Raw genomic sequence first — 19719 nt, forward strand, 5'->3', positions numbered from 1 at the left:
GCTCGGCCCGCTCGTCCTGCTCGGCCTCAGGCCGAGAGCGGAAACCGGGCCCGCACCCCGAAGCCGCCGCCGACCCGCGGCCCGATCCGCAGCTCGCCCCCGTACAGCGCCACCCGCTCGTACATCCCGACCAGGCCGTGCCCCGGCTTGTCCCCGTTGTCCGCCACGATCGTCGCGGTGCCCCGCCCGTCGTCCTCGATCTCGACCGTCAGGTCCTCGGCGGTGTACCGCAGCCGCACCCACGCCCGCGCCTGCGGGCCCGCGTGCTTCAGCGTGTTCGTCAGCGCCTCCTGGATCAGCCGGAACGCCGCCACGTCCACCCCCGGCGACGGCGTCCGCGCCTCGCCCTCGATCCACAGCTGCACCGACAGTCCCGTCTCGCGCACATGATCCAGCAGCTCGCCCAGGTCGCCGAGGCCCGGCTGCGGCGCCAGCTCGCCCCGCGCCGCCTGCTCGTCCCGGTCGGTCCGCAGGACGCCGACGATCCGCCGCATCTCGCTCAGCGCCGTCCGGCCGACCTCCTCGATCGTGGACATCGCCTCCCGCGCGCCCCCCGGATCCCGGTCGATGATCCGCCGCGCCGCGCCCGCCTGCACCGTCATCACGCTCACGTGGTGCGCCACCACATCGTGCAGCTCCCGCGCGATCCGCGACCGCTCCTCGATCCGCGCCGCCCGCGCGTCCGACCCCCGCGCCCGCTCCAGCCGCGCCGCCCGGTCCTCCAGCTCGGCGAAGTACGCCCGCCGCATCCGCAGGTTGCGGCCCAGCACCCACACCCCGACGACCAGCGCGTTGTTGGTCAGGAAGTTCAGCAGCGTCGGACGGATCGGGAAGACGATCATCAGCGCGTTGAAACCCGCCAGCGCCACCATCCCGCCGAGCGCGCTGTGCGCCAGCGCCCGGTGCGCCGCCACGCTGTACACCGCGACCAGGAACGCCACCAGATCCGGGATCGACGGCACGTACTTCCACGCCGACAGCAGGCACTCCCCGGCCAGCACGATCCACAGCGTCGCCAGCGGGAACCGCTGCCGCAGCGCCAGAGTCAACGTCACCGCCGACACCAGCACCGCCTGCCGGACGTCCGGAGCGGCGAAGTACCGCACCTCCTCCGCCGACCGGTGCGACAGGAACAGCTCCGGCAACCCCACCGCCAGCAGCGCGAGCGCCAGCACGGCGTCGGCCGCCTGCGGCCGCGCCGCCAACCAGGCACGGAACGTGCGAAGACCACGGATGCGGGGTGACACGCCTCAACCCTAGGAGGTCGCGCCAGGTGCGATGCCCTCCTGAGCGGGGAAACGCACTCCTCCCCAAGAAGGAGGGCCTCGTCCCGCGCCTACACCGTCCGGGCGCACCGCCTCGGCGCGCCCGCCCCGAACCACCACGAACCGGACCAGCCGTCGTCCTCAGAGCAAGGTCGGCCCTGGCCCCGGTCCGGCCCCGGTCCGGCCCTGGCTCGGCCTCGGTCCGGCTCTGGCCGGGCCCTGGCCCCGGCCTCGCGGGCCTACCGGTCCTGGCCGCGGCCTTGCGGGCCTAGAGGTCGTCGAGTCCCGGAGCGGGCTCGGGGACGACCGCGTCCCGCCTCACCGGCACCGTCGGCAGCGGCGGCGGCGTCCCGCCGAACTCCGGACACCGCTGCTTGTGATCGCACCAGTCGCACAGCCGCGACGGACGCGGACGCCACTCACCCGACTCCGTCGCCCGCCGGATCGCCAGCCACAACGCCTCGACCTTTCGCTGCGTCGCCCGCAGATCCGCCTCGTCCGGCGCGTACCGCAGCACCTCGCCGTTCCCCAGGTACATCAGCTGCAGCAGCCGCGGCACCTCACCCCGCAACCGCCACATCACCAGCGCGTAGAACTTCATCTGGAAAAGCGCCCGCGCCTCGAAGTCCGCGCGCGGCGCCGACCCCGTCTTGTAGTCCACGATCCGGACCTCACCGGTCGGCGCGACGTCCACCCGGTCGATGTACCCGCGCAACCGCAGCCCCGACTCGAGCACCGTCTCCACGAACAGCTCCCGCTCGGCGGGCTCCAGCCGGCGCGGATCCTCCAGCGAGAAGTACGACTCCACCATCCGCCGCGCCTCGGCCAGCCAGCCCTCCCGCTCGGCGTCACCCGCCGCGTCGGCCTCGAACAGCTTCGCCAGCTCCGGCTCCTCGGCGCACAGCCGCTCCCACTCCGGCCCCAGCAGCCGCAACGCCGCCGCCGGCGTCCGCTCCGCCGTCGGAATGTCGTACAGCCGCTCCAGCACCGCGTGCACCAGCGTCCCGCGCACCGCCGCCGGACTCGGCTTCTCCGGAATCCGGTCGATCACCCGGAAGCGGTACAGCAGCGGACAGGTCATGAAATCTCCCGCCCGCGACGGCGACAGCGACCCGGTCACCTCCGGATCGACCGCCCCGGCCGCCTTCGCCTCGGTCGGCCCGGCCGCCTTCGGCTCGACCGACCCGCCTGCCTTCGGCTCGACCGGCCCGGCCGCCTTCGCGTCGATCGGCCCGGCCGCCGCCTTCGGATCGGTCCGCCCTGCCATCTCCGCCGGTTCCGCCGCGCTCACCGCCCCCGCCGCGTTCGCCGCATCACTGCCGGTCCCGGTCGTCGTCATGCCCAGCAGGGTAGGCGACCCCGCCGACGAAATCCCGCACCCGCCACCGCGCCCCCCGCCCCAGGCCGTCGCTCCCCGGCACCTCCCGGACGGGCCGGGAGAGCGAAACCCCCACCTCGGGGCCGTAGCATCGACAACGTGACAGACAGCGCACCCGTGACCGACGGCCCCACCGGCTCCGGACGCCCCGACGGCCGCCCCACCGGCGCCACGTCAGGCGGCAACCCCGAGCCGTCCGGCGGCCCCGAGCCCGCGGACGCGCCGTCCACCCCTTCCGGCCACCCCACCCCCACCGGCCCCTCGGACGGCCCCGGCCCCTCGGACGGCCCCGGCCCCTCGGACGGCCCCGGCCCCTCGGGAGGCGAACCGTCCGGCGAGTCCCCGAGCGGAACTCTGGGCGCATCCCCGAGCGGGACCTCGAGCGGATCTCCGAGCGGATCTCCGAGCGGGACTTCGGGCGCTTCCCCCGGCGGGTCCTCGAGCGGCACTCAGGGCGGGTCCCCGGGCGGGCCGTCCGGGACGCGACCGCCCGGAATCCCCATGGGACGCCCGTTCGGCGTGCCCGTCTTCGTCTCGCCGAGCTGGTTCCCCATCGCCCTGCTCGTCACCATCATGTTCGAAGGCCAGGTCAACGACGCCATCGGACGCCCCGCCAGCTACCTCGTCGCGTTCACCTACGCGCTGCTGCTGTACGGATCGGTGTTCGTCCACGAACTCAGCCACGCCGTCACCGCCCGCCGCCTCGGCCTGCCCGTCCGGTCGGTCACCCTCAACATCCTCGGCGGCGAGACCTCCATCGAACGCGAGGCCCCCACCCCCGGCCGCGAGTTCCTCATCGCCTTCGCCGGGCCGCTCGTCAACTTCGTCCTCGCCGCCGCCGGCATCGCCGCCCACTACCTGCTCCCGACGCCGCCCGTCGCGAGCCTGCTCATCGACGCCCTCACCATCGCCAACCTCCTGGTCGGCGTGTTCAACCTGCTGCCCGGCCTGCCCCTGGACGGCGGGCGCCTCGTCCGCGCCGCCGTCTGGAAGATCACCGGCCACTCCCGCAGCGGCGCGGTCGCCGCCGCCTGGATCGGCCGCGGCGTCGCCGTCGCGTGCCTGCTCACCGGCGTCTGGCTCGCGACCCTGCCCGGACGCGGCTTCGGCTGGCTCGCCCTCCTCTGGTCCGCCATGGTCGCCTCCACCATCTGGATCGGCGCCACCCACGCCCTGCGCGCCGAACGCGTCCGCGACCGCATCCCGCTGCTGTCCGCCCGCCGTCTCGCCCGCCGCGCCACCCTCGTCACCGCCGACACCCCCCTCGCCGAAGCCGTCCGCCGCGCGCACGAGGCCCGCTCCGGCGCGCTCGTCGTCACCGACCACGACGGCCGCCCCCTCGGCCTCGTCAGCGAGAAGGCCGTCACCGCCACCCCCGAACAGCGCCGCCCCTGGGTCAGCGTCGGCGACCTCTCCCGCGGCCTCGAACCCGACCTCGCCCTCCCCGCCGACCTCACCGGCGAGGACCTCCTCAACGCCCTGCGCCGCGCCCCCGCCACCGAGTACCTCCTCGTAGAACCGGACGGCGGCGTCTTCGGCGTCCTCGCCATCTCCGACGTCGACCGCGCCTTCGCCGGCATCTGACCCGCCCCCAACCCGCGCCCGCCCCCTGCGCGCCGCCGCGGCGCCCGCCCGCCCGCCGTCGCCCCGCACGCATGCCGCAACGCGCCCCTCGTCCCGTGCGCCTGCCCGCAACGCGCCCCGCCTGCCGCGCGCCGTCGCCTCGCGCGCCTGTCTCCAACGCGCCCGCGCGCCGTCGCACGGCGCGCATGCCCGTAACGCGCCCGCGCGCCGCGCGCCCCGCCTGCCGCGCGCCGTCGCCTCGCGCGCCTGTCTCCAACGCGCCCGCGCGCCGTCGCACGGCGCGCATGCCCGTAACGCGCCCGCGCGCCGCGCGTCGTCCCGTGCGCCTGCCCGCAACGCGCCCCGCCTGCCGCGCGCCGTCGTCCGGTGCGCCTGCCCGCCGCGCGCGCCCGCTGCGGGCCGTCGCCCCGCGCGCCTGTCTCCAACGCGCCCGCCCGCCGTCGCACGGCGCGCATGCCCGTAACGCGCCCGCGCGCCGCGCGTCGTCGCGCAGAGCGCTGCCTGCCGGGTCGGCCTCGGCGCCGCCGGACGGGCAGCCCACCGGACGCCCCGAGCGGTCCCGCGAGCCCGATAACCTTGACCCCCATGAGCGAACCCACGCCGCCGACCGCCGGCGACACCAGCACCACCCCCGCGCAGGCCCCGGCGACCGGCCGGATCCCGCACGGCCCCTTCCGCCCCGGCGACCAGGTTCAGCTCACCGACCCCAAGGGCCGCATCAACACCATCACCCTGCAGCCCGGCAAGCAGTACCACTCCCACAAGGGCAGCATCGAGCACGACACCGTCATCGGCAGCCCCGAAGGCACCGTCTTCCGCTCCAGCGGCGGCACCGAGTACCTCGCCTTCCGCCCCCTGCTGTCCGACTTCGCCGTCCGCATGCCGCGCGGCGCCGCCGTCGTCTACCCCAAGGACGCCGCCCAGATCGTCGCCCAGGCCGACATCTTCCCCGGCGCCCGCGTCGTCGAGGCCGGCGCCGGATCCGGCGCCCTCAGCTGCTTCCTCCTGCGCGCCGTCGGCGAGCACGGCCTCGTCTCCTCCTACGAGCGCCGCCCCGACTTCGCCGACATCGCCCGCGCCAACGTCGAGAAGTTCTTCGGCGGCCCCCACCCCTCCTGGAAGCTCACCGTCGGCTCCCTGGAGGACTCCCTCGCCGAGACCGAGGTCGACCGCGTCGTCCTCGACATGCTCGCCCCCTGGGAGACCGTCGACGCCGTCGCCAAGGCCCTCATCCCCGGCGGCCTCGTCTGCGCCTACGTCGCCACCACCACCCAGATGTCCCGCGTCGTCGAGGAACTCCGCGGCCACGGCGCCTTCGCCGAGCCCTACGCCTTCGAGACGCTCCTGCGCTCCTGGCACGTCGAGGGCCTCGCCGTCCGCCCCGACCACCGCATGGTCGGCCACACCGGCTTCCTCGTCACCGCCCGCCGCCTCGCCGACGGCGTCACCCCGCCGCTCCGCCGCCGCCGTCCCGCCAAGGGCGCCCAGCTCGACGCCGCCGCCCTCGCCGCCGGCACCCCCGCCCCCGACGGACCCGACGGCACCGGCGACACGCCCGCCCCCGACGCGCCGGGCGACGGCGAGTCCTAGATCACAATCAGATCACCGGCGCCCCATTCGCCACCCGCACCCCACCTCTCCCGCCCCATCCCACCCGCACACCCGCCGAACTCGGCAAACACCCGCACCGGCCCCCGCAACACCCGCCCCGCCGGCCCGCCCGGCGCCCCGCCGCACCCCGCCCCGCGGCCCCGCCCCGCCGCCCGGAAGACCCCCGCACGACACGAACACCGAATGGGCAGGTTACGGAAGCCCTCCAGATAGGTAGGGTCTCAGTAGGTCGTCGGCTCTTCGTGAGGAGGTGACGGGGCGTGGCCGCTCGTGACGATGCTGGGGCGCGCAGGGCGCAGCACGACAAGGAGGTTAGAGACCTCCAAACGCAGGTGTCCTTCCTGGAGGAGGAGATCTCCGTGCTGCGCCGCAAGCTCGCGGAATCCCCGCGCCAAGTACGGGTACTGGAAGAACGTCTCCACGAGGCACAGGCGAACCTGGCCGCAGTGACAGGCCAGAACGAACGGCTCGTGGCGACCCTCAAGGAAGCCCGCGAACAGATCGTGGCGCTCAAGGAGGAGGTCGACCGGCTCGCACAACCACCGTCCGGATTCGGCGTCTTCCTCGAAGCCCGCGACGACGGAACCGTCGACATCTTCACCGGCGGACGCAAACTCCGTGTCAACGTCAGTCCCGCGGTGGAGGTCGACGAACTCCAGCGCGGCCAGGAAGTGATGCTCAACGAGGCCCTCAACGTCGTCGAGGCCCTCGAATTCGAAGAGCAGGGCGAAGTCGTCATGCTCAAGGAACTGTTCGACGACGGAGAACGCGCCCTCGTCATCGCGCACGCCGACGAGGAACGCGTCATCAAACTCGCCGAACCCCTCCGCGGCGTCCCCCTGCGCCCGGGCGACTCGCTCATGCTCGAGTCCCGCAGCGGATACGCCTACGAGAAGATCCACAAGGCCGAGGTCGAAGAACTCGTCCTCGAAGAGGTCCCCGACATCTCCTACGAGGAGATCGGCGGGCTCGGCCCCCAGATCGAGCAGATCCGCGACGCCGTGGAACTGCCCTACCTGCACGCCGACCTCTTCCGCGAACACCACCTGCGGCCCCCCAAGGGAGTCCTGCTCTACGGCCCCCCCGGCTGCGGAAAGACCCTCATCGCCAAGGCCGTCGCCAACTCGCTGGCCAAACAGGTCGCCGAGAAGACCGGCCAGGAGGGCAAGAGCTTCTTCCTCAACATCAAGGGCCCCGAACTCCTCAACAAGTACGTCGGAGAAACCGAACGCCACATCCGCCTCGTCTTCCAGCGAGCGCGCGAGAAGGCCTCCGCCGGAACCCCCGTCATCGTCTTCTTCGACGAGATGGACTCCATCTTCCGCACCCGCGGATCCGGCGTCTCGTCCGACGTCGAGAACACCATCGTCCCCCAGCTCCTCAGCGAGATCGACGGCGTCGAGGGCCTGGAGAACGTCATCGTCATCGGCGCCTCCAACCGCGAGGACATGATCGACCCCGCGATCCTGCGGCCCGGCCGCCTGGACGTCAAGATCAAGATCGAACGGCCCGACGCCGAGGCCGCCAAGGACATCTTCTCCAAGTACATCCTGCCGACCCTGCCCCTGCACCCCGACGACCGGGCCGAACACGACGACAGCCCCGAGGCCACCGTCGCCGCCATGATCCAGCGCGTCGTCGAGCGGATGTACACCGAGAGCGAGGAGAACCGCTTCCTCGAGGTGACCTACGCCAACGGCGACAAGGAAGTCCTCTACTTCAAGGACTTCAACTCCGGCGCCATGATCCAGAACATCGTGGACCGGGCCAAGAAGATGGCCATCAAGCAGTTCCTCGACACCGGCCAGAAGGGCCTCCGCGTCGCCCACCTCCTCGCCGCCTGCGTCGACGAGTTCAGCGAGAACGAGGACCTGCCCAACACCACCAACCCCGACGACTGGGCCCGCATCTCCGGAAAGAAGGGCGAGCGGATCGTCTACATCCGCACCCTCGTCTCCGGGAAGCAGGGCGCCGAGGCCGGACGCTCCATCGACACCGTCGCCAACACCGGCCAATACCTGTAACCACGGCACCACGCACCACCCACCGACGGCGCGGACCCACCGGGACCGCGCCGTCGGCGCGTCCACGTCCACGCCCGCCCCGTCGACGCCCGCCCCGTCGACGCCCCGCCCCGTCGGCGCGTCCCCGTCCACGCCCGCCCCGTCGACGCGTTCGCGCCCGCGTCCGCCCCGGACCGACCCGCCCCGACCGAGGACGACCCCACCCGGGCCATGACCCGACCACCACACTTGGGCCGACCGAAACCCACCACACCGCAACACCGGACCCGGGCCCCATGGCTCCACCCCGCCCGCCCCGATAGGCTCGACGATATGAGTGTTCGGCGGGTGATGGGCATCGAGACCGAGTACGGCATCTCCGTACCCGGCCAACCAGGGGCCAACGCGATGGTGACCTCCAGCCAGGTCGTCAACGCCTACCTCGCGGCATCGGCGGCACGCGCCAGAAGAGCGCGCTGGGACTTCGAAGAGGAGAACCCCCTCCGCGACGCCCGCGGCTTCGACCTCGCCCGCGAGGTCGCCGACCCCACCCAGCTCACCGACGAGGACCTCGGCCTCGCCAACGTCATCCTCACCAACGGCGCCCGGCTCTACGTCGACCACGCCCACCCCGAGTACTCCGCGCCCGAGACCACCAACCCCCTCGACGCCGTCCTCTGGGACAAGGCCGGCGAACGCGTCATGGCCGACGCCGCCCAGCGCGCCGCCATGATCCCCGGCACCCACCCCATCCAGCTCTACAAGAACAACACCGACAACAAGGGCGCCTCCTACGGCTGCCACGAGAACTACCTCATGAAGCGGGAGACCCCCTTCGCCGACATCGTCCGGCACCTCACCCCCTTCTTCGTCTCCCGCCAGGTCGTCACCGGCGCCGGCCGCGTCGGCATCGGCGTCGACGGCCGCGGCGACGGCTTCCAGATCAGCCAGCGCGCCGACTTCTTCGAAGTCGAGGTCGGCCTCGAGACCACCCTCAAGCGCCCCATCATCAACACCCGCGACGAACCCCACGCCGACCCCGAGAAATACCGGCGCCTCCACGTCATCATCGGCGACGCCAACATGAGCGAGATCTCCACCTACCTCAAGCTCGGCACCACCGCGCTCGTCCTCGCCATGATCGAGGACGGCTTCCTCACCGTCGACCTCTCCGTCGACATGCCCGTCGCCGCCCTCCGCGCCGTCTCCCACGACCCGTCCTGCAAACACCTGCTCACCCTGCGGGACGGACGCAAGATGACCGCCGTCCAGCTCCAGATGGAATACCTCGAACAGTCCCGCAAGTACGTCGAGGACCGCTTCGGCGCCGACGTCGACGACATGACCAAGGACGTCCTCGACCGCTGGGAATCGGTCCTCCACCGCCTCGGCGACGACCCCATGCAGCTCTCCCGCGAACTCGACTGGGTCGCCAAACTCGAACTCCTCGAGGGCTACCGCAACCGCGACGGCCTCGACTGGTCCCACCCCCGCCTCCAGCTCGTCGACCTCCAGTACACCGACATCCGCCCCGGCAAGGGCCTCTACAACCGCCTCGCCGGCCGCGGACGCGTCGAACGCCTCCTCACCGAGGAACGCGTCCAGCACGCCGTCGAGGAGCCCCCGGAGGACACCCGCGCCTACTTCCGCGGACGCTGCCTCCGCCAGTACGCCGACTCCGTCGCCGCCGCCTCCTGGGACTCGGTCATCTTCGACGTCCCCGGCCGCGAGTCCCTCCAGCGCGTCCCCACCCTGGAACCCCTGCGCGGCACCCGGCAGCACGTCGGCGCCCTGCTCGACCGCTGCCGCACCGCCTCCGACCTCGTGGCGACCCTCACCGGCCAGCGCTGACCCCGCCGCACCCGCTTCACCGGCCCTCCCGGGAATTCCCGGGAGGGCCTTTCCACGCCCTCTGTCAGGCGTTTCGTCCCGCACTGCGCGCGCCGTCACCGAACGCTCCCCGCGGTCGCGCATTCGTGACCGCAATGCCCGTTTCAGGGGTTGACGGACGGGCGATAACCCCACCAGGCCCCCCGCGCCGTCCGCCCGGCTGACCTGGGCGTCGGTGCCCGCTCGCCGCCAGTGATCGGGGATAGGGTTGGGGGTACCGGCAGAGTGGAGGTACGGGACATGGCCACGAAGGACACGGGCGGTCAGAAGCAGACCACCCACCGGACCGAAGAGGTCGAGGAGACCCAGGCGGCCCCGGAATCCGACGTCCAGGAAAGGCAGGAAAAGCTTTCCGACGACGTCGACGCAATTCTGGATGAAATTGACGAAGTTCTCGAAGAGAACGCAGAGGAATTCGTCCGTGGGTTCGTGCAGAAAGGCGGACAATAAGGGGCAAATCGGACATCGCGAACCGCTGGCCATTCGAACAGCGAAACCGATGTCGTCGAACGCTCGAGTCGTTATTCTTTGAATCGAGAATGAAGCGGCTCGCGCCTTCGATGCCGGGAGCGTTCCCGGGGGTGGGTGGGTGTGGTGCAAAATTTCAAGGAATGTCGTGACTGTGGGCAGAGGACGCCCAGGGGCGACTTCTGGAAGCGGACGGCTTCGCCCGACGGACTCGCGCTCTACTGCAGGGAGTGTTTCGGACTCCGGAACGCGGAGTGCTACAGGGGCAGGAAGGCGGTCCGGGGGGAGGAGGCCCGGCCTTACAGTCAGCGCCGTTCCGATCCCCCCGGCACGAAGCACTGTCCTCGCTGCGGCGAGGTGAAGCCGCTGGAGGAGTTCGCGCGCAATCGATCCAGGAAGTCGGGCGTCTCGACCTACTGCAAGCCCTGTCACGCCGCGGTGTGCGCTGAGAACCGGGCGCGTAACCACGGCAGCGCCCGGAACTATCGGCTGAAGTTGCGTTACGGCATCACCGAGCAGCAGGCCGACCGGCTCTTGGCGGCGCAGGGCGGGATGTGTGTGATCTGCCTCCGCGCTCCCGCGTCGCATGTGGACCACGATCACGACACCGGACTGGTCCGGGGAATGCTCTGCTTCAAGTGCAACAACGGCCTGGGGCAGTTCGGGGACGAGGTGTGGCGGCTGGAAGAGGCGGCCGACTACCTGGAGGGGCGCAGTTCGCACTCGCGGAGCCTGTGGCTGGAGTTCGACACCCCGACCATCCCAGGACGCTCGCGGCGTCACTTGGAGACGCTGCGCGGGGTACGGCGCGCGTCGGGGCTGGGTTCGCTGCGCCACTACAAGCTTCGTGAGCGTTACGGCCTCACCGAAGCCGAGGCGGACGCGTTGGCGGAGATCCAGGGCGGGCTGTGCGCGGTCTGCGGGGATCGGGAGCCGGAGCACATCGATCACTGTCACGAGTCGCAGGCGGTGCGGGGTGCGTTGTGCGTGGGGTGCAACTCGGGGATGGGGCTGCTCGGTGATGATGCGGGCACGCTTCGTCGCGCGGCCGCGTATCTGGACGGTTCGCTGGTGACCGCCGTTCCGGTGGCCGGGGGAGGGACGCGGTTGTCGTTCACGGTTCCGGACGTCGATCCCGCGTCGGTGGGTGGGGACGGGTGGGAGCGGGTGCGGGGCGAGGACGTGCGGCATCGGAAGGCGCTGCGTGATGCGGCGTGGGAGGCGGAGTGGTGTTTCGGCGGGCCTTTCGCCGATCCGTTCGCGCGTGCCGTGGTGGACGGGTTCGCCATGGGCGGAGCGGGTGGGGGCGTGCACGGTATGCGGTGGGCGCGGGGTGAACAGTAGGGTCTTAGTGTCCGCGCCGGTGAGGTCGTTTAGCGGGGCTTGAGCCGGTGCCGTGCTGGAGGGAAGGAGTCGCGTGGCGTCGCAGGATGCGCATGGCGGGCGTCTGCCCGGGTTGTTCGGGAGTCCGGACACCTCGTCGTTCACGGAGTTCCTGGCCGGGTACGCGCCGGACGCGCTGCCGGGGCGGCGGGTGCTGCCGCAGGTGGGCGTGAGTGCGGAGGAGATTCCGCACGGGACGACGATCGTGGCGGTGACGTTCCCCGGTGGTGTGGTGATGGCGGGGGACCGGCGGGCGACCGCGGGGCACGTGATCGCGCAGCGGGACATCGAGAAGGTGTTCCGGGCGGACGAGTTCTCGGCGATCGCGATCGCGGGGACGGCGGGGATCGGCATCGAGCTGACCCGGTTGTTCCAGGTGGAGCTGGAGCATTACGAGAAGCGTGAGGGGCGGACGCTCTCGATCGAGGGTAAGGCGAACCGGTTGGCGTCGATGGTGCGCGGGAACCTGGGCATGGCGATGCAGGGTCTCGCGGTGGTGCCGTTGTTCGCGGGTTATGACGAGGTGGAGGATCGGGGGCGGATCTTCTCCTATGACCCGGCGGGTGGCCGGTACGAGGAGCGGGAGTTCCACACGATCGGGTCGGGGTCGCCGTTCGCGCGGGGGTCGTTGAAGAAGCTGTTCCGGGCGGATCTGTCGGCGGAGGACGCGGCGCTGGTGTGCGTGCAGGCGTTGTACGACGCGGCGGACGATGATTCGGCGACGGGTGGTCCGGATCTGACGCGCGGGATCTTCCCGGTGGTGGCGTCGGTGACGGCGGACGGGTTCCGGAGGCTGGGCGAGGACGAGGTGGGCGCGATCGCGCGCAGCGTCGTCGAGGGTCGTTACGAGGCGCCGGGCGGTCCGACCGCCCCGCTGCGATAGAAGGGATGCAGACCGGTGTCCATGCCGTTCTACGTGTCGCCCGAACAGCAGATGAAGGACAAGGCGGACTACGCGCGGAAGGGTATCGCGCGGGGTCGCAGTGTGGTGGTCCTTCAGTACGCGGAGGGGATTCTGTTCGTGGCGGACAATCCGTCGCGGGCGCTGCACAAGATCAGTGAGATCTATGACCGGATCGCGTTCGCGGCGGTGGGGAAGTACAACGAGTTCGAGAATCTGCGGCTGGGCGGTGTCCGGTACGCGGATGTGAACGGGTACCAGTACGACCGCCGGGATGTGACGGCGCGGGGGCTGGCGAACGTGTACGCGCAGTCGCTGGGGACGATCTTCACCGAGACGAACAAGCCGTACGAGGTGGAGCTGGTGGTGGCGGAGGTCGGTGAGACGGCCGAGCTGGACCAGATCTACCGGTTGACGTTCGACGGTTCGGTGGCCGATGAGCACGGTTATCTGGCGATGGGCGGTCAGGCGGACGCGGTGTCGCAGGCGTTGAAGGAGCGGTTCCGGGAGGGGTTGCCGCTGGCGGAGGCGCTGCGGGTGGCGGTGCGGAGTCTGGAGGCGCAGGACAGCGAGCGGCGGTTGGAGGCTCGGTCGCTGGAGGTGGCGGTGCTGGACCGTAACCGGGAGCATCGGCTGTTCAAGCGGTTGCCGGAGGCGCGGGTGTCGTCGCTGCTGTCGGAGGAGCCGGCGGCGTCGGGTGGGGATGGCGAGGAGTCGTCCGAGTCCTGAGGGAGCCGGCTGGTGTGCGCGCTCTGAAGGTTGGTGGCCTGCGGGGTTTCTGACCTGGGGCGTTGAGGGGTGTGAAGGGGTCCGCTGCGGCATGTCGTGGCGGGCCCCTTTTCTGCCCGTTCTTGGTGATCTACAAGGTGAAGGCGCGTGCCGGGATGACCGCGGAGCCGCGCGCGGTCCGAGGAAACTGGAGGCGGCGGAGACTGCCAAGTCGGCGTCCGGACGCATAGGCTCCTGGTGTGGACAGGCGCATCTTCGGGCTTGAGAACGAGTACGGCGTCACCTGCACGTTCCGCGGTCAGCGGCGGTTGTCACCCGATGAGGTGGCCCGCTACCTGTTCCGCAGGGTCGTGTCGTGGGGCCGCAGCAGCAACGTGTTCCTGCGCAACGGCGCGCGGCTCTACCTCGATGTGGGCAGCCACCCCGAGTACGCCACGCCGGAGTGCGACAGCGTCGTCGATCTGGTGACGCACGACAAGGCCGGTGAGCGGATCCTCGAGGAGCTCCTCGTGGACGCCGAGCGGCGGCTGCGCGAGGAGGGCATCGCCGGCGACATCTACCTGTTCAAGAACAACACCGATTCGGCCGGGAACTCCTACGGGTGCCACGAGAACTATCTGGTGGGACGGCACGGGGAGTTCGGGCGGCTGGCGGACGTCCTGATCCCGTACCTGGTGACGCGGCAGATCATCTGCGGCGCGGGGAAGGTGCTGCAGACGCCGCGGGGTGCGGTGTACTGCGTGTCGCAGCGGGCCGAGCACATCTGGGAGGGCGTGTCGTCGGCGACGACGCGGTCGCGTCCGATCATCAACACGCGGGACGAGCCGCACGCGGACGCGGAGCGGTTCCGGCGGCTGCACGTGATCGTCGGTGACTCGAACATGTCGGAGTCGACGATGCTGCTGAAGGTCGGCGCGACCGATCTGGTGCTGCGGATGGTCGAGGCCGGTGTGGTGATGCGCGATCTGACGCTGGAGAACCCGATCCGGGCGATCCGCGAGGTCAGCCATGACATGACGGGGCGGCGGAAGGTGCGGCTGGCGAACGGCCGGGAGGCGAGTTCGCTGGAGATCCAGAAGGAGTACTTCGGCAAGGCGAAGGACTTCGTGGACCGGCGTGGCGGCGATCCGGTGGCCAAGCGGGTGCTGGACCTGTGGGAGCGGACGCTGCGGGCGGTGGAGACGGGCGATCTGGATCTGGTCGGCCGGGAGATCGACTGGGTGACGAAGTACAAGCTGATCGAGCGGTACCGGCGCAAGTACGATCTGCCGTTGAGTTCGCCGCGGGTGGCGCAGCTCGATCTGGCGTACCACGACGTGCATCGGGAGCGCGGGCTGTACTACCTGCTGGAGAAGCGGGGGTCGGTGGCGCGGGTGGCGCGGGACGTGGAGATCTTCGAGGCGAAGTCGGTGCCGCCGCAGACGACGCGGGCGCGGTTGCGCGGGGAGTTCATCCGGCGGGCGCAGGAGAAGCGGCGCGACTTCACGGTCGACTGGGTGCATCTGAAGCTGAACGACCAGGCGCAGCGGACGGTGCTGTGCAAGGACCCGTTCCGTTCGGTGGACGAGCGCGTGGACAAGCTCATCGCCGGGATGTGATGCCGGGCGTGTGACGGCCCGCGGTTCCGCTGCGGAAGCGGGGCCGCGGGCCGTTTGCCGCCGTCTGGAGCGGAGCGGCCCTGCGTTCGCTTTACGCACTGTGCTCCAAGCGTCTTTGGTGCCGTCCTGGAAGGGCGGTCGTGCCGTCACCGGGCGGGGGTTCGTGGTGGGTTGGGCGGGCTTCGGCGGTGTTTCGGGAAGTCGGAGCGGTGCGGCGGCGCTTGCCGGGGGGTGACCGGCCGGTAGGGTGAGCGCCCAGTCAGGATGTCGTGACGCCCCCGTGAAGGACCCCCTGTATGCGCCGTCGTGTTTCCGCCGCGTCCGCGGCTTTCGTGCTGGCCGTCCCGCTGTTCCTCGCCGCCGGGTGCGGCGGTTCCGACGTGCAGGTGTCGGTGAAGGGCGCGGCGGGGCAGCGTCCCGAGGTGAAGATCCCGAAGGGGGCGCCGAAGGACGGGTTCGCGACGAGGACGCTGGCCAAGGGCAAGGGGCAGGGCGCGCGGAAGGGCGATCTGGTGGTCGCCGACTATGTGGGGTACCGGTGGAGCAAGGACGGCAGCAAGCTGCTGGCGTCGAGCTACATGACGGGGCAGCCGGAGGCGTTCCCGACGTGGGACGTGGTGCCGGGGCTGGCGAAGGCGTTCGAGGGGGCGCGGCCGGGCGCGCGGGTCGTGGCGAAGATCCCGCCGAAGCAGGGGTACGGGGACGCCGGGGACGCGGGCCGTCAGATCGGCCCGGACGACACGCTGGTGTACGTGCTGGACGTGCGGGGGGTGTTCGGGCCGTCGGCGATGGCGCGGGGCCGGAGCCAGCCGGTGAGCGATCCGGCGCTGCCGCAGGTGGGGGACGGCGGCGCGGGTCAGGCGCCGTCGATCACGGTGCCGAAGCGTCCGGCGCCGAAGACGCTCCAGGTGCGGACGCTGGTGCAGGGGGACGGTCCGCAGGTCCGCAAGGGGCAGCTGCTGGCGCTCCAGTACAAGGGCGTGTTCTGGCGGAACGGGCAGGAGTTCGACTCGTCCTGGACGGCGAAGCACCCGCACGCGGCGACGATCGGCACCGGTCAGGTGATCAAGGGCTGGGACCAGGCGCTGGTGGGGCAGAAAGTGGGCAGCCGGATGCTGCTGGTCGTCCCGCCGGAGCTGGCGTACAAGCCGCTGGGGGGCCTGCCGCAGGCGGGGATCCGCGCCGACGACAGCCTGGTGTTCGTCGTGGACATCCTCGGCGCGTTCTGAGCGGCCCGACCGGAGGCCTGCTCCTTCCCCTCCGGAACGGTCCGGAGGGGAAGGGGGGGACCCGGTCAGGCCAGCAGGGTCGCGGTGTGGCGTCCGGCGGCGGCGGCCGTGAGGAAGTAGGCGAGGTCCTCGTCGAGGCTGCGGCCCATGGTGGACATGCGGACGCACCAGTCCTGCTCGGCGGCGGTGAGGACGTCCTGGAGCCCGGTGACGCCGACGGGGACGAGGTCGTGCCGGTCGCCGAGGGCGGCGGCCTGGGCGGCGACGCGCTCCCCGAAGGGGCCGCCGAGTTCGGGGACGGGCACCTCGGCGCGGGCGAGCGCGACGCGGCCGTAGGCGGTGAGGCTGTGGTGGGAGACGCCGTGGTGGCGTCCGCGCTCGTCGCCCTCGCTGACGCGCAGGGACGCGACGGGCCGTCCGGACAGGACGGAGACGGCGTTGACGGCCTCGCCGGCGCCGACGCCGGAGAAGCCCCAGCGCGTGCCGGTGCCGAGGTTGCCGGGGCCCTGGGCGACGATGGCGACCTCGGCGCCGAGGACGAGGCGGGCGGCGAGCAGGCCGGTGTGGAGGGTGACGGCCTCCAGGTCGCCGCCGAACGCCTGCCCGACGGTGATGGTGGCGGCGAGCGCGTCGGCCTCGCGGAGGCGGGCGGCGGTCCGGGAGAACCAGGCGGGCAGGGCGCCGCCGTCGGGCATGACGTAGACGACGCGGGTGCCGGGCCGGTCGCCGAGCAGGCCGGCGAGGATCGGCGGGAGCGCGGAGTGCAGGTCGGCGATGATCACCGGCATGCCGGTGAGGGAGTCGGCGTCGGCGAGCAGGGCGTGGTGGGGCGAGTCCTGCTCGTCCACGCCGAGGACGGTGGCCTGGAGCGGCGAGTAGCGGGCCTTGACGAGGTGGCCGGGTCCGGTCGGGTCGGGGGGGAGGCGGTCGGGGACGGCCACGACCATCGCGTAGCCTCCGGTGCCCAGACCCATCGCCAAGGCCGTAGTGTTGAGCAGGACGGTGTCGCCCGGTTCGGGCCTGCCCACCAGCGCGGGGTAGGCGAGGGCGCGGCGGTCGCCGTCGTCCCCGATCGTGACGTCCAATTCGACCGCTCCGGACCATTCGCGCCGGATGCCTCGTACTGTGCCTTCGCGCCATCGGATCACACGGGAGACGGTAGCGTCCTCCTGGGGGCGGCGACGAGGCGGCGCGCTCCACGGCGGGCGATCGGGCCGCCGGCGGCGCGGGCGGACCGCGCCCCGGCCGGTGCGGAATGTCGGACGCCGACGGGTTCGGACGCGGAAGAGGTGGTGGCGAAGTGTCGCGGCGCAAGACCGAGCGCCTGCTCAACCTGGTGGTCTGCCTGCTGGCCACGCGGCGCTACCTGACGGCCGAGCAGATCCGGCGGGCCGTGCCGGGGTACCCGGACGGCGACGAGGCGTTCAAGCGGATGTTCGAGCGCGACAAGGAGGAGCTGCGCGAGCTCGGCGTGCCCCTGGAGGTCGGCAGCGACGCGTCCGGCGGGGGCGGCGAGGAGATCGGGTACCGGATCCCGCCGCAGGCCTACGAGCTGCCGGAGATCCACCTGTCGCCGGACGAGGCGGCGGTGCTGGGCCTGGCGGCGCGGGTGTGGCAGCGGGCGAGCATGGCCGACGCGGCGTCGGGGGCGCTGCTGAAGCTGCGCGCGGCCGGCGTCGAGACGGACGTGCCGACCGCGGTCGGCGTGGAGCCGCGCGTGGACACCGGCGATCCGGCGTTCGCGCCGCTGTGGGAGGCGGTGCGCGACGGGCGTCCGGTGACGTTCGAGTACCAGGGCGTGGGCCGCACGCACGGCGCGCGGCGGCATCTGGAGCCGTGGGGCGTGGTGAGCCGCCGGGGCCGCTGGTACGTGGTCGGGCACGACCGGGACCGCGGCGAGCCGCGGGTGTTCCGGCTGTCGCGGATCACGGGCGCGGTCCGTCCGGACGGGCCGGCGGGCAGCGTGACCGTGCCGGAGGGCGCGGACGTGCGGGCGATCGCGTTCGGGCTGGACGATCCGTCGGCCGAGCCGCGTCCCGCGACGGTGCGGCTGCGGGCCGGGGCGGCGCAGGGCCCGCGCCGGTGGGCGCGCGACGTGCGGCCGGTCGGCGACGGCTGGGACGAGGCGGTGCTGACGTTCCGCGGCGTGGACCGGTTCGCGCCGTACCTGGCGCGGTTCGCGGGGGACGTGGTCGTCCTCGACCCGCCGGACCTGCGGGACGCGGTGATCGGCCACCTGAAGGCCGTCCTCGCCGCCAACGACGCCAACGACGCCAACGACGCCAACGACGCCAACGACGCCAGCGACGCGGCAGGTGCGGCCGCGTCCGGCACGGCCCCGGCCGCCGCGGGCGGCGTGCCGGTGGGCGACGGGACGGGGGAGACGCGATGAGCGACATGGACACGGCGACCGAACCCGGCCGCGACGCGGGACGCGACCCCGGTAGGGACGCGGGTAGGGACGCGGCGAAGAAGCCCGGCGCGACCTCGACCGGGCGGCTGGCCCGGCTGCTGGCGCTGGTGCCGTACGTGGTGAACCGGGACGCGGTGGCGCTGGACGAGGCGGCCGCGGCGTTCGGGGTGACCGAGAAGCAGCTGATCGACGACCTGAACATGCTGTGGTGCGTGGAGCTGCGCGCGCCCGACCCGTACTGCCCGATCGACCTGTCCTACGAGGGCGGGGAGATCACGGTCACCGAGGCCGAGTCGATCGCGCGGCCGCTGCGGCTGAAGGCGGACGAGGCGGCGGCGCTGCTGGTGGCGCTGCGGATGCTGGCGGGCCTGCCGGAGCTGCACGACCGGGACGCGCTGTCCCGGCTGATCGCGAAGCTGGAGGCCGCGGCGGGCGCGGCGGCGCAGGCGGCGGGGAAGGTCGCGGTGGAGGTCGTGGAGACCCGCGGCGACACCCTGGCGCGGCTGCGCGCGGCGGTGGACGGGCGGCGGCGCGTCCACCTGACGTACTACGTGCCGACGCGGGACGAGAACACCGAGCGGGACGTGGATCCGATGCGCCTGCTGGTGGTGGAGGGCACGACCTACCTGGAGGGCTGGTGCCGCCGGGCCGAGGCGGTGCGGCTGTTCCGGCTGGACCGGATCACCGACCTGGCGGTGCTGGACGTCCCCGCCGACGTGCCGGACGGCGCCGAGCCGATCGACGTGGACGCGGGCCTGTTCCGGCCGTCCCCGCAGGACGAGGCGGTCACGCTGGAGCTGACGCCGCGCGGCCGGTGGGTCGCCGACTCCTACCCGTGCGAGTCGGTGACCGAGCTGGGCGAGGGGCGGCTGCGGGTGGTGCTGCGCACACCGGACACCCGGTGGGTGCGGGCGCTGGCGCTGCGCCTGGGCGACCAGGGGCGGGTCGTGTCGCCCGCGGCGCTGGCCGGGGCCGTCCGGGACGACGCGGCGCGGGCGCTGGCCCTGTACGACGTGGCGTGAGGGGTCGGCTACCGTGGCGGGCATGACGTGGCCGGTGGTGGCGGTGACCCTCGGGTTCGCCGGAGTGGCGGTGCTGGCCTGGTGCTCCTTCCGGGTGTGGCTGGGCGTGCGCGGGCTGGCGCGTGAACTGGAGCGGACGCGCCGGAGACTCGAACCGAAACAGTCCGCGCTGCGTGATGAAGTCAGGGATCTGCGGGACGGCCGCGCCCCTGCCGAGCCCGGTGAGGGCGTACGATCGACGTGAG

Annotated in this window: 16 protein-coding genes; 13 read left to right on the forward strand and 3 right to left on the reverse strand. The window is 72.3% G+C overall.

Going from position 1 to position 19719, the window contains the following annotated elements; all coding sequences use genetic code 11:
• Nucleotides 1-26: 26 nt before the first annotated feature.
• Entirely contained in the window at nucleotides 27-1205 is a 1179-nt protein-coding gene (locus ACFPCY_RS19205; RefSeq protein WP_378256990.1) for a sensor histidine kinase, read from the reverse strand.
• A gap of 328 nt (nucleotides 1206-1533) precedes the next feature.
• Complete coding sequence (locus ACFPCY_RS19210; protein ID WP_378256992.1) at nucleotides 1534-2604, reverse strand: RecB family exonuclease; 1071 nt, start codon at nucleotides 2602-2604, stop codon at nucleotides 1534-1536.
• A 540-nt stretch (nucleotides 2605-3144) separates the two neighbouring features.
• Here ACFPCY_RS19210 and ACFPCY_RS19215 point away from each other — a divergent pair.
• From ACFPCY_RS19215 to ACFPCY_RS19260, 10 genes are all read left to right on the forward strand, one after another.
• Nucleotides 3145-4227, forward strand: coding sequence for a site-2 protease family protein (locus tag ACFPCY_RS19215; protein WP_378256994.1), 1083 nt, complete (start codon nucleotides 3145-3147; stop codon nucleotides 4225-4227).
• A gap of 585 nt (nucleotides 4228-4812) precedes the next feature.
• Nucleotides 4813-5817, forward strand: coding sequence for a tRNA (adenine-N1)-methyltransferase (locus ACFPCY_RS19220; RefSeq protein WP_378256995.1), 1005 nt, complete (start codon nucleotides 4813-4815; stop codon nucleotides 5815-5817).
• Nucleotides 5818-6098: 281 nt separating this feature from the next.
• Entirely contained in the window at nucleotides 6099-7862 is a 1764-nt protein-coding gene (arc, locus tag ACFPCY_RS19225; protein WP_378256997.1) for a proteasome ATPase, read from the forward strand.
• A gap of 312 nt (nucleotides 7863-8174) precedes the next feature.
• Nucleotides 8175-9692: a depupylase/deamidase Dop gene (dop, locus tag ACFPCY_RS19230; protein WP_378256999.1), complete on the forward strand. Its 1518-nt coding sequence runs from the start codon at nucleotides 8175-8177 to the stop codon at nucleotides 9690-9692.
• 279 nt (nucleotides 9693-9971) lie between these two features.
• Nucleotides 9972-10181, forward strand: a complete 210-nt coding sequence (locus ACFPCY_RS19235; protein ID WP_122198202.1) for a ubiquitin-like protein Pup — start codon at nucleotides 9972-9974, stop codon at nucleotides 10179-10181.
• A gap of 375 nt (nucleotides 10182-10556) precedes the next feature.
• Complete coding sequence (locus ACFPCY_RS19240; protein WP_378257001.1) at nucleotides 10557-11543, forward strand: endonuclease VII domain-containing protein; 987 nt, start codon at nucleotides 10557-10559, stop codon at nucleotides 11541-11543.
• A gap of 73 nt (nucleotides 11544-11616) precedes the next feature.
• Nucleotides 11617-12465, forward strand: coding sequence for a proteasome subunit beta (gene prcB / locus ACFPCY_RS19245; protein WP_378257002.1), 849 nt, complete (start codon nucleotides 11617-11619; stop codon nucleotides 12463-12465).
• A gap of 21 nt (nucleotides 12466-12486) precedes the next feature.
• Entirely contained in the window at nucleotides 12487-13212 is a 726-nt protein-coding gene (gene prcA, locus ACFPCY_RS19250) for a proteasome subunit alpha (protein ID WP_378257003.1), read from the forward strand.
• A 239-nt stretch (nucleotides 13213-13451) separates the two neighbouring features.
• Nucleotides 13452-14810 carry a Pup--protein ligase gene (pafA, locus tag ACFPCY_RS19255; protein WP_026412979.1) on the forward strand — a complete coding sequence of 453 codons (1359 nt, stop codon included), beginning with the start codon at nucleotides 13452-13454 and terminating at the stop codon, nucleotides 14808-14810.
• Nucleotides 14811-15106: 296 nt separating this feature from the next.
• Nucleotides 15107-16039: an FKBP-type peptidyl-prolyl cis-trans isomerase gene (locus ACFPCY_RS19260; RefSeq protein ID WP_378257004.1), complete on the forward strand. Its 933-nt coding sequence runs from the start codon at nucleotides 15107-15109 to the stop codon at nucleotides 16037-16039.
• Between the two features lie 65 nt (nucleotides 16040-16104).
• Here the strand turns inward: ACFPCY_RS19260 and ACFPCY_RS19265 are convergent, their stop codons facing one another.
• A complete protein-coding gene (locus ACFPCY_RS19265; protein ID WP_378257006.1) occupies nucleotides 16105-17124 on the reverse strand; it encodes a DUF3866 family protein in 1020 nt (339 codons plus the stop codon).
• A 215-nt stretch (nucleotides 17125-17339) separates the two neighbouring features.
• Between ACFPCY_RS19265 and ACFPCY_RS19270 the strand changes: the two genes are divergently transcribed.
• Genes ACFPCY_RS19270 through ACFPCY_RS19280 form a run of 3 tightly spaced genes read left to right on the forward strand, consistent with a single transcriptional unit; the run spans nucleotide 17340 to nucleotide 19718 of the window.
• On the forward strand, nucleotides 17340-18431 hold the full coding sequence (locus tag ACFPCY_RS19270; RefSeq protein WP_378257008.1) for a helix-turn-helix transcriptional regulator: 1092 nt from the start codon (nucleotides 17340-17342) through the stop codon (nucleotides 18429-18431).
• On the forward strand, nucleotides 18428-19474 hold the full coding sequence (locus ACFPCY_RS19275; protein WP_378257010.1) for a helix-turn-helix transcriptional regulator: 1047 nt from the start codon (nucleotides 18428-18430) through the stop codon (nucleotides 19472-19474). The genes ACFPCY_RS19270 and ACFPCY_RS19275 overlap by 4 nt, the downstream gene beginning before the upstream one ends.
• A gap of 22 nt (nucleotides 19475-19496) precedes the next feature.
• A complete protein-coding gene (locus ACFPCY_RS19280; protein WP_378257012.1) occupies nucleotides 19497-19718 on the forward strand; it encodes a hypothetical protein in 222 nt (73 codons plus the stop codon).
• Nucleotide 19719 lies beyond the last annotated feature (1 nt).

Source organism: Actinomadura gamaensis (genome assembly GCF_042652125.1).
Classification (GTDB): domain Bacteria; phylum Actinomycetota; class Actinomycetes; order Streptosporangiales; family Streptosporangiaceae; genus Spirillospora; species Spirillospora gamaensis.

Bases quoted from the DNA above. Each gene is read 5' to 3' on its own strand.
- ACFPCY_RS19210 (WP_378256992.1), bottom strand. From the start codon at position 2,604: ATGACGACGACCGGGACCGGCAGTGATGCGGCGAACGCGGCGGGGGCG.
- ACFPCY_RS19215 (WP_378256994.1), top strand. From the start codon at position 3,145: ATGGGACGCCCGTTCGGCGTGCCCGTCTTCGTCTCGCCGAGCTGGTTC.
- ACFPCY_RS19220 (WP_378256995.1), top strand. From the start codon at position 4,813: ATGAGCGAACCCACGCCGCCGACCGCCGGCGACACCAGCACCACCCCC.
- dop (WP_378256999.1), top strand. From the start codon at position 8,175: ATGAGTGTTCGGCGGGTGATGGGCATCGAGACCGAGTACGGCATCTCC.
- ACFPCY_RS19235 (WP_122198202.1), top strand. From the start codon at position 9,972: ATGGCCACGAAGGACACGGGCGGTCAGAAGCAGACCACCCACCGGACC.
- prcA (WP_378257003.1), top strand. From the start codon at position 12,487: ATGCCGTTCTACGTGTCGCCCGAACAGCAGATGAAGGACAAGGCGGAC.
- ACFPCY_RS19260 (WP_378257004.1), top strand. From the start codon at position 15,107: ATGCGCCGTCGTGTTTCCGCCGCGTCCGCGGCTTTCGTGCTGGCCGTC.
- ACFPCY_RS19275 (WP_378257010.1), top strand. From the start codon at position 18,428: ATGAGCGACATGGACACGGCGACCGAACCCGGCCGCGACGCGGGACGC.
- ACFPCY_RS19280 (WP_378257012.1), top strand. From the start codon at position 19,497: ATGACGTGGCCGGTGGTGGCGGTGACCCTCGGGTTCGCCGGAGTGGCG.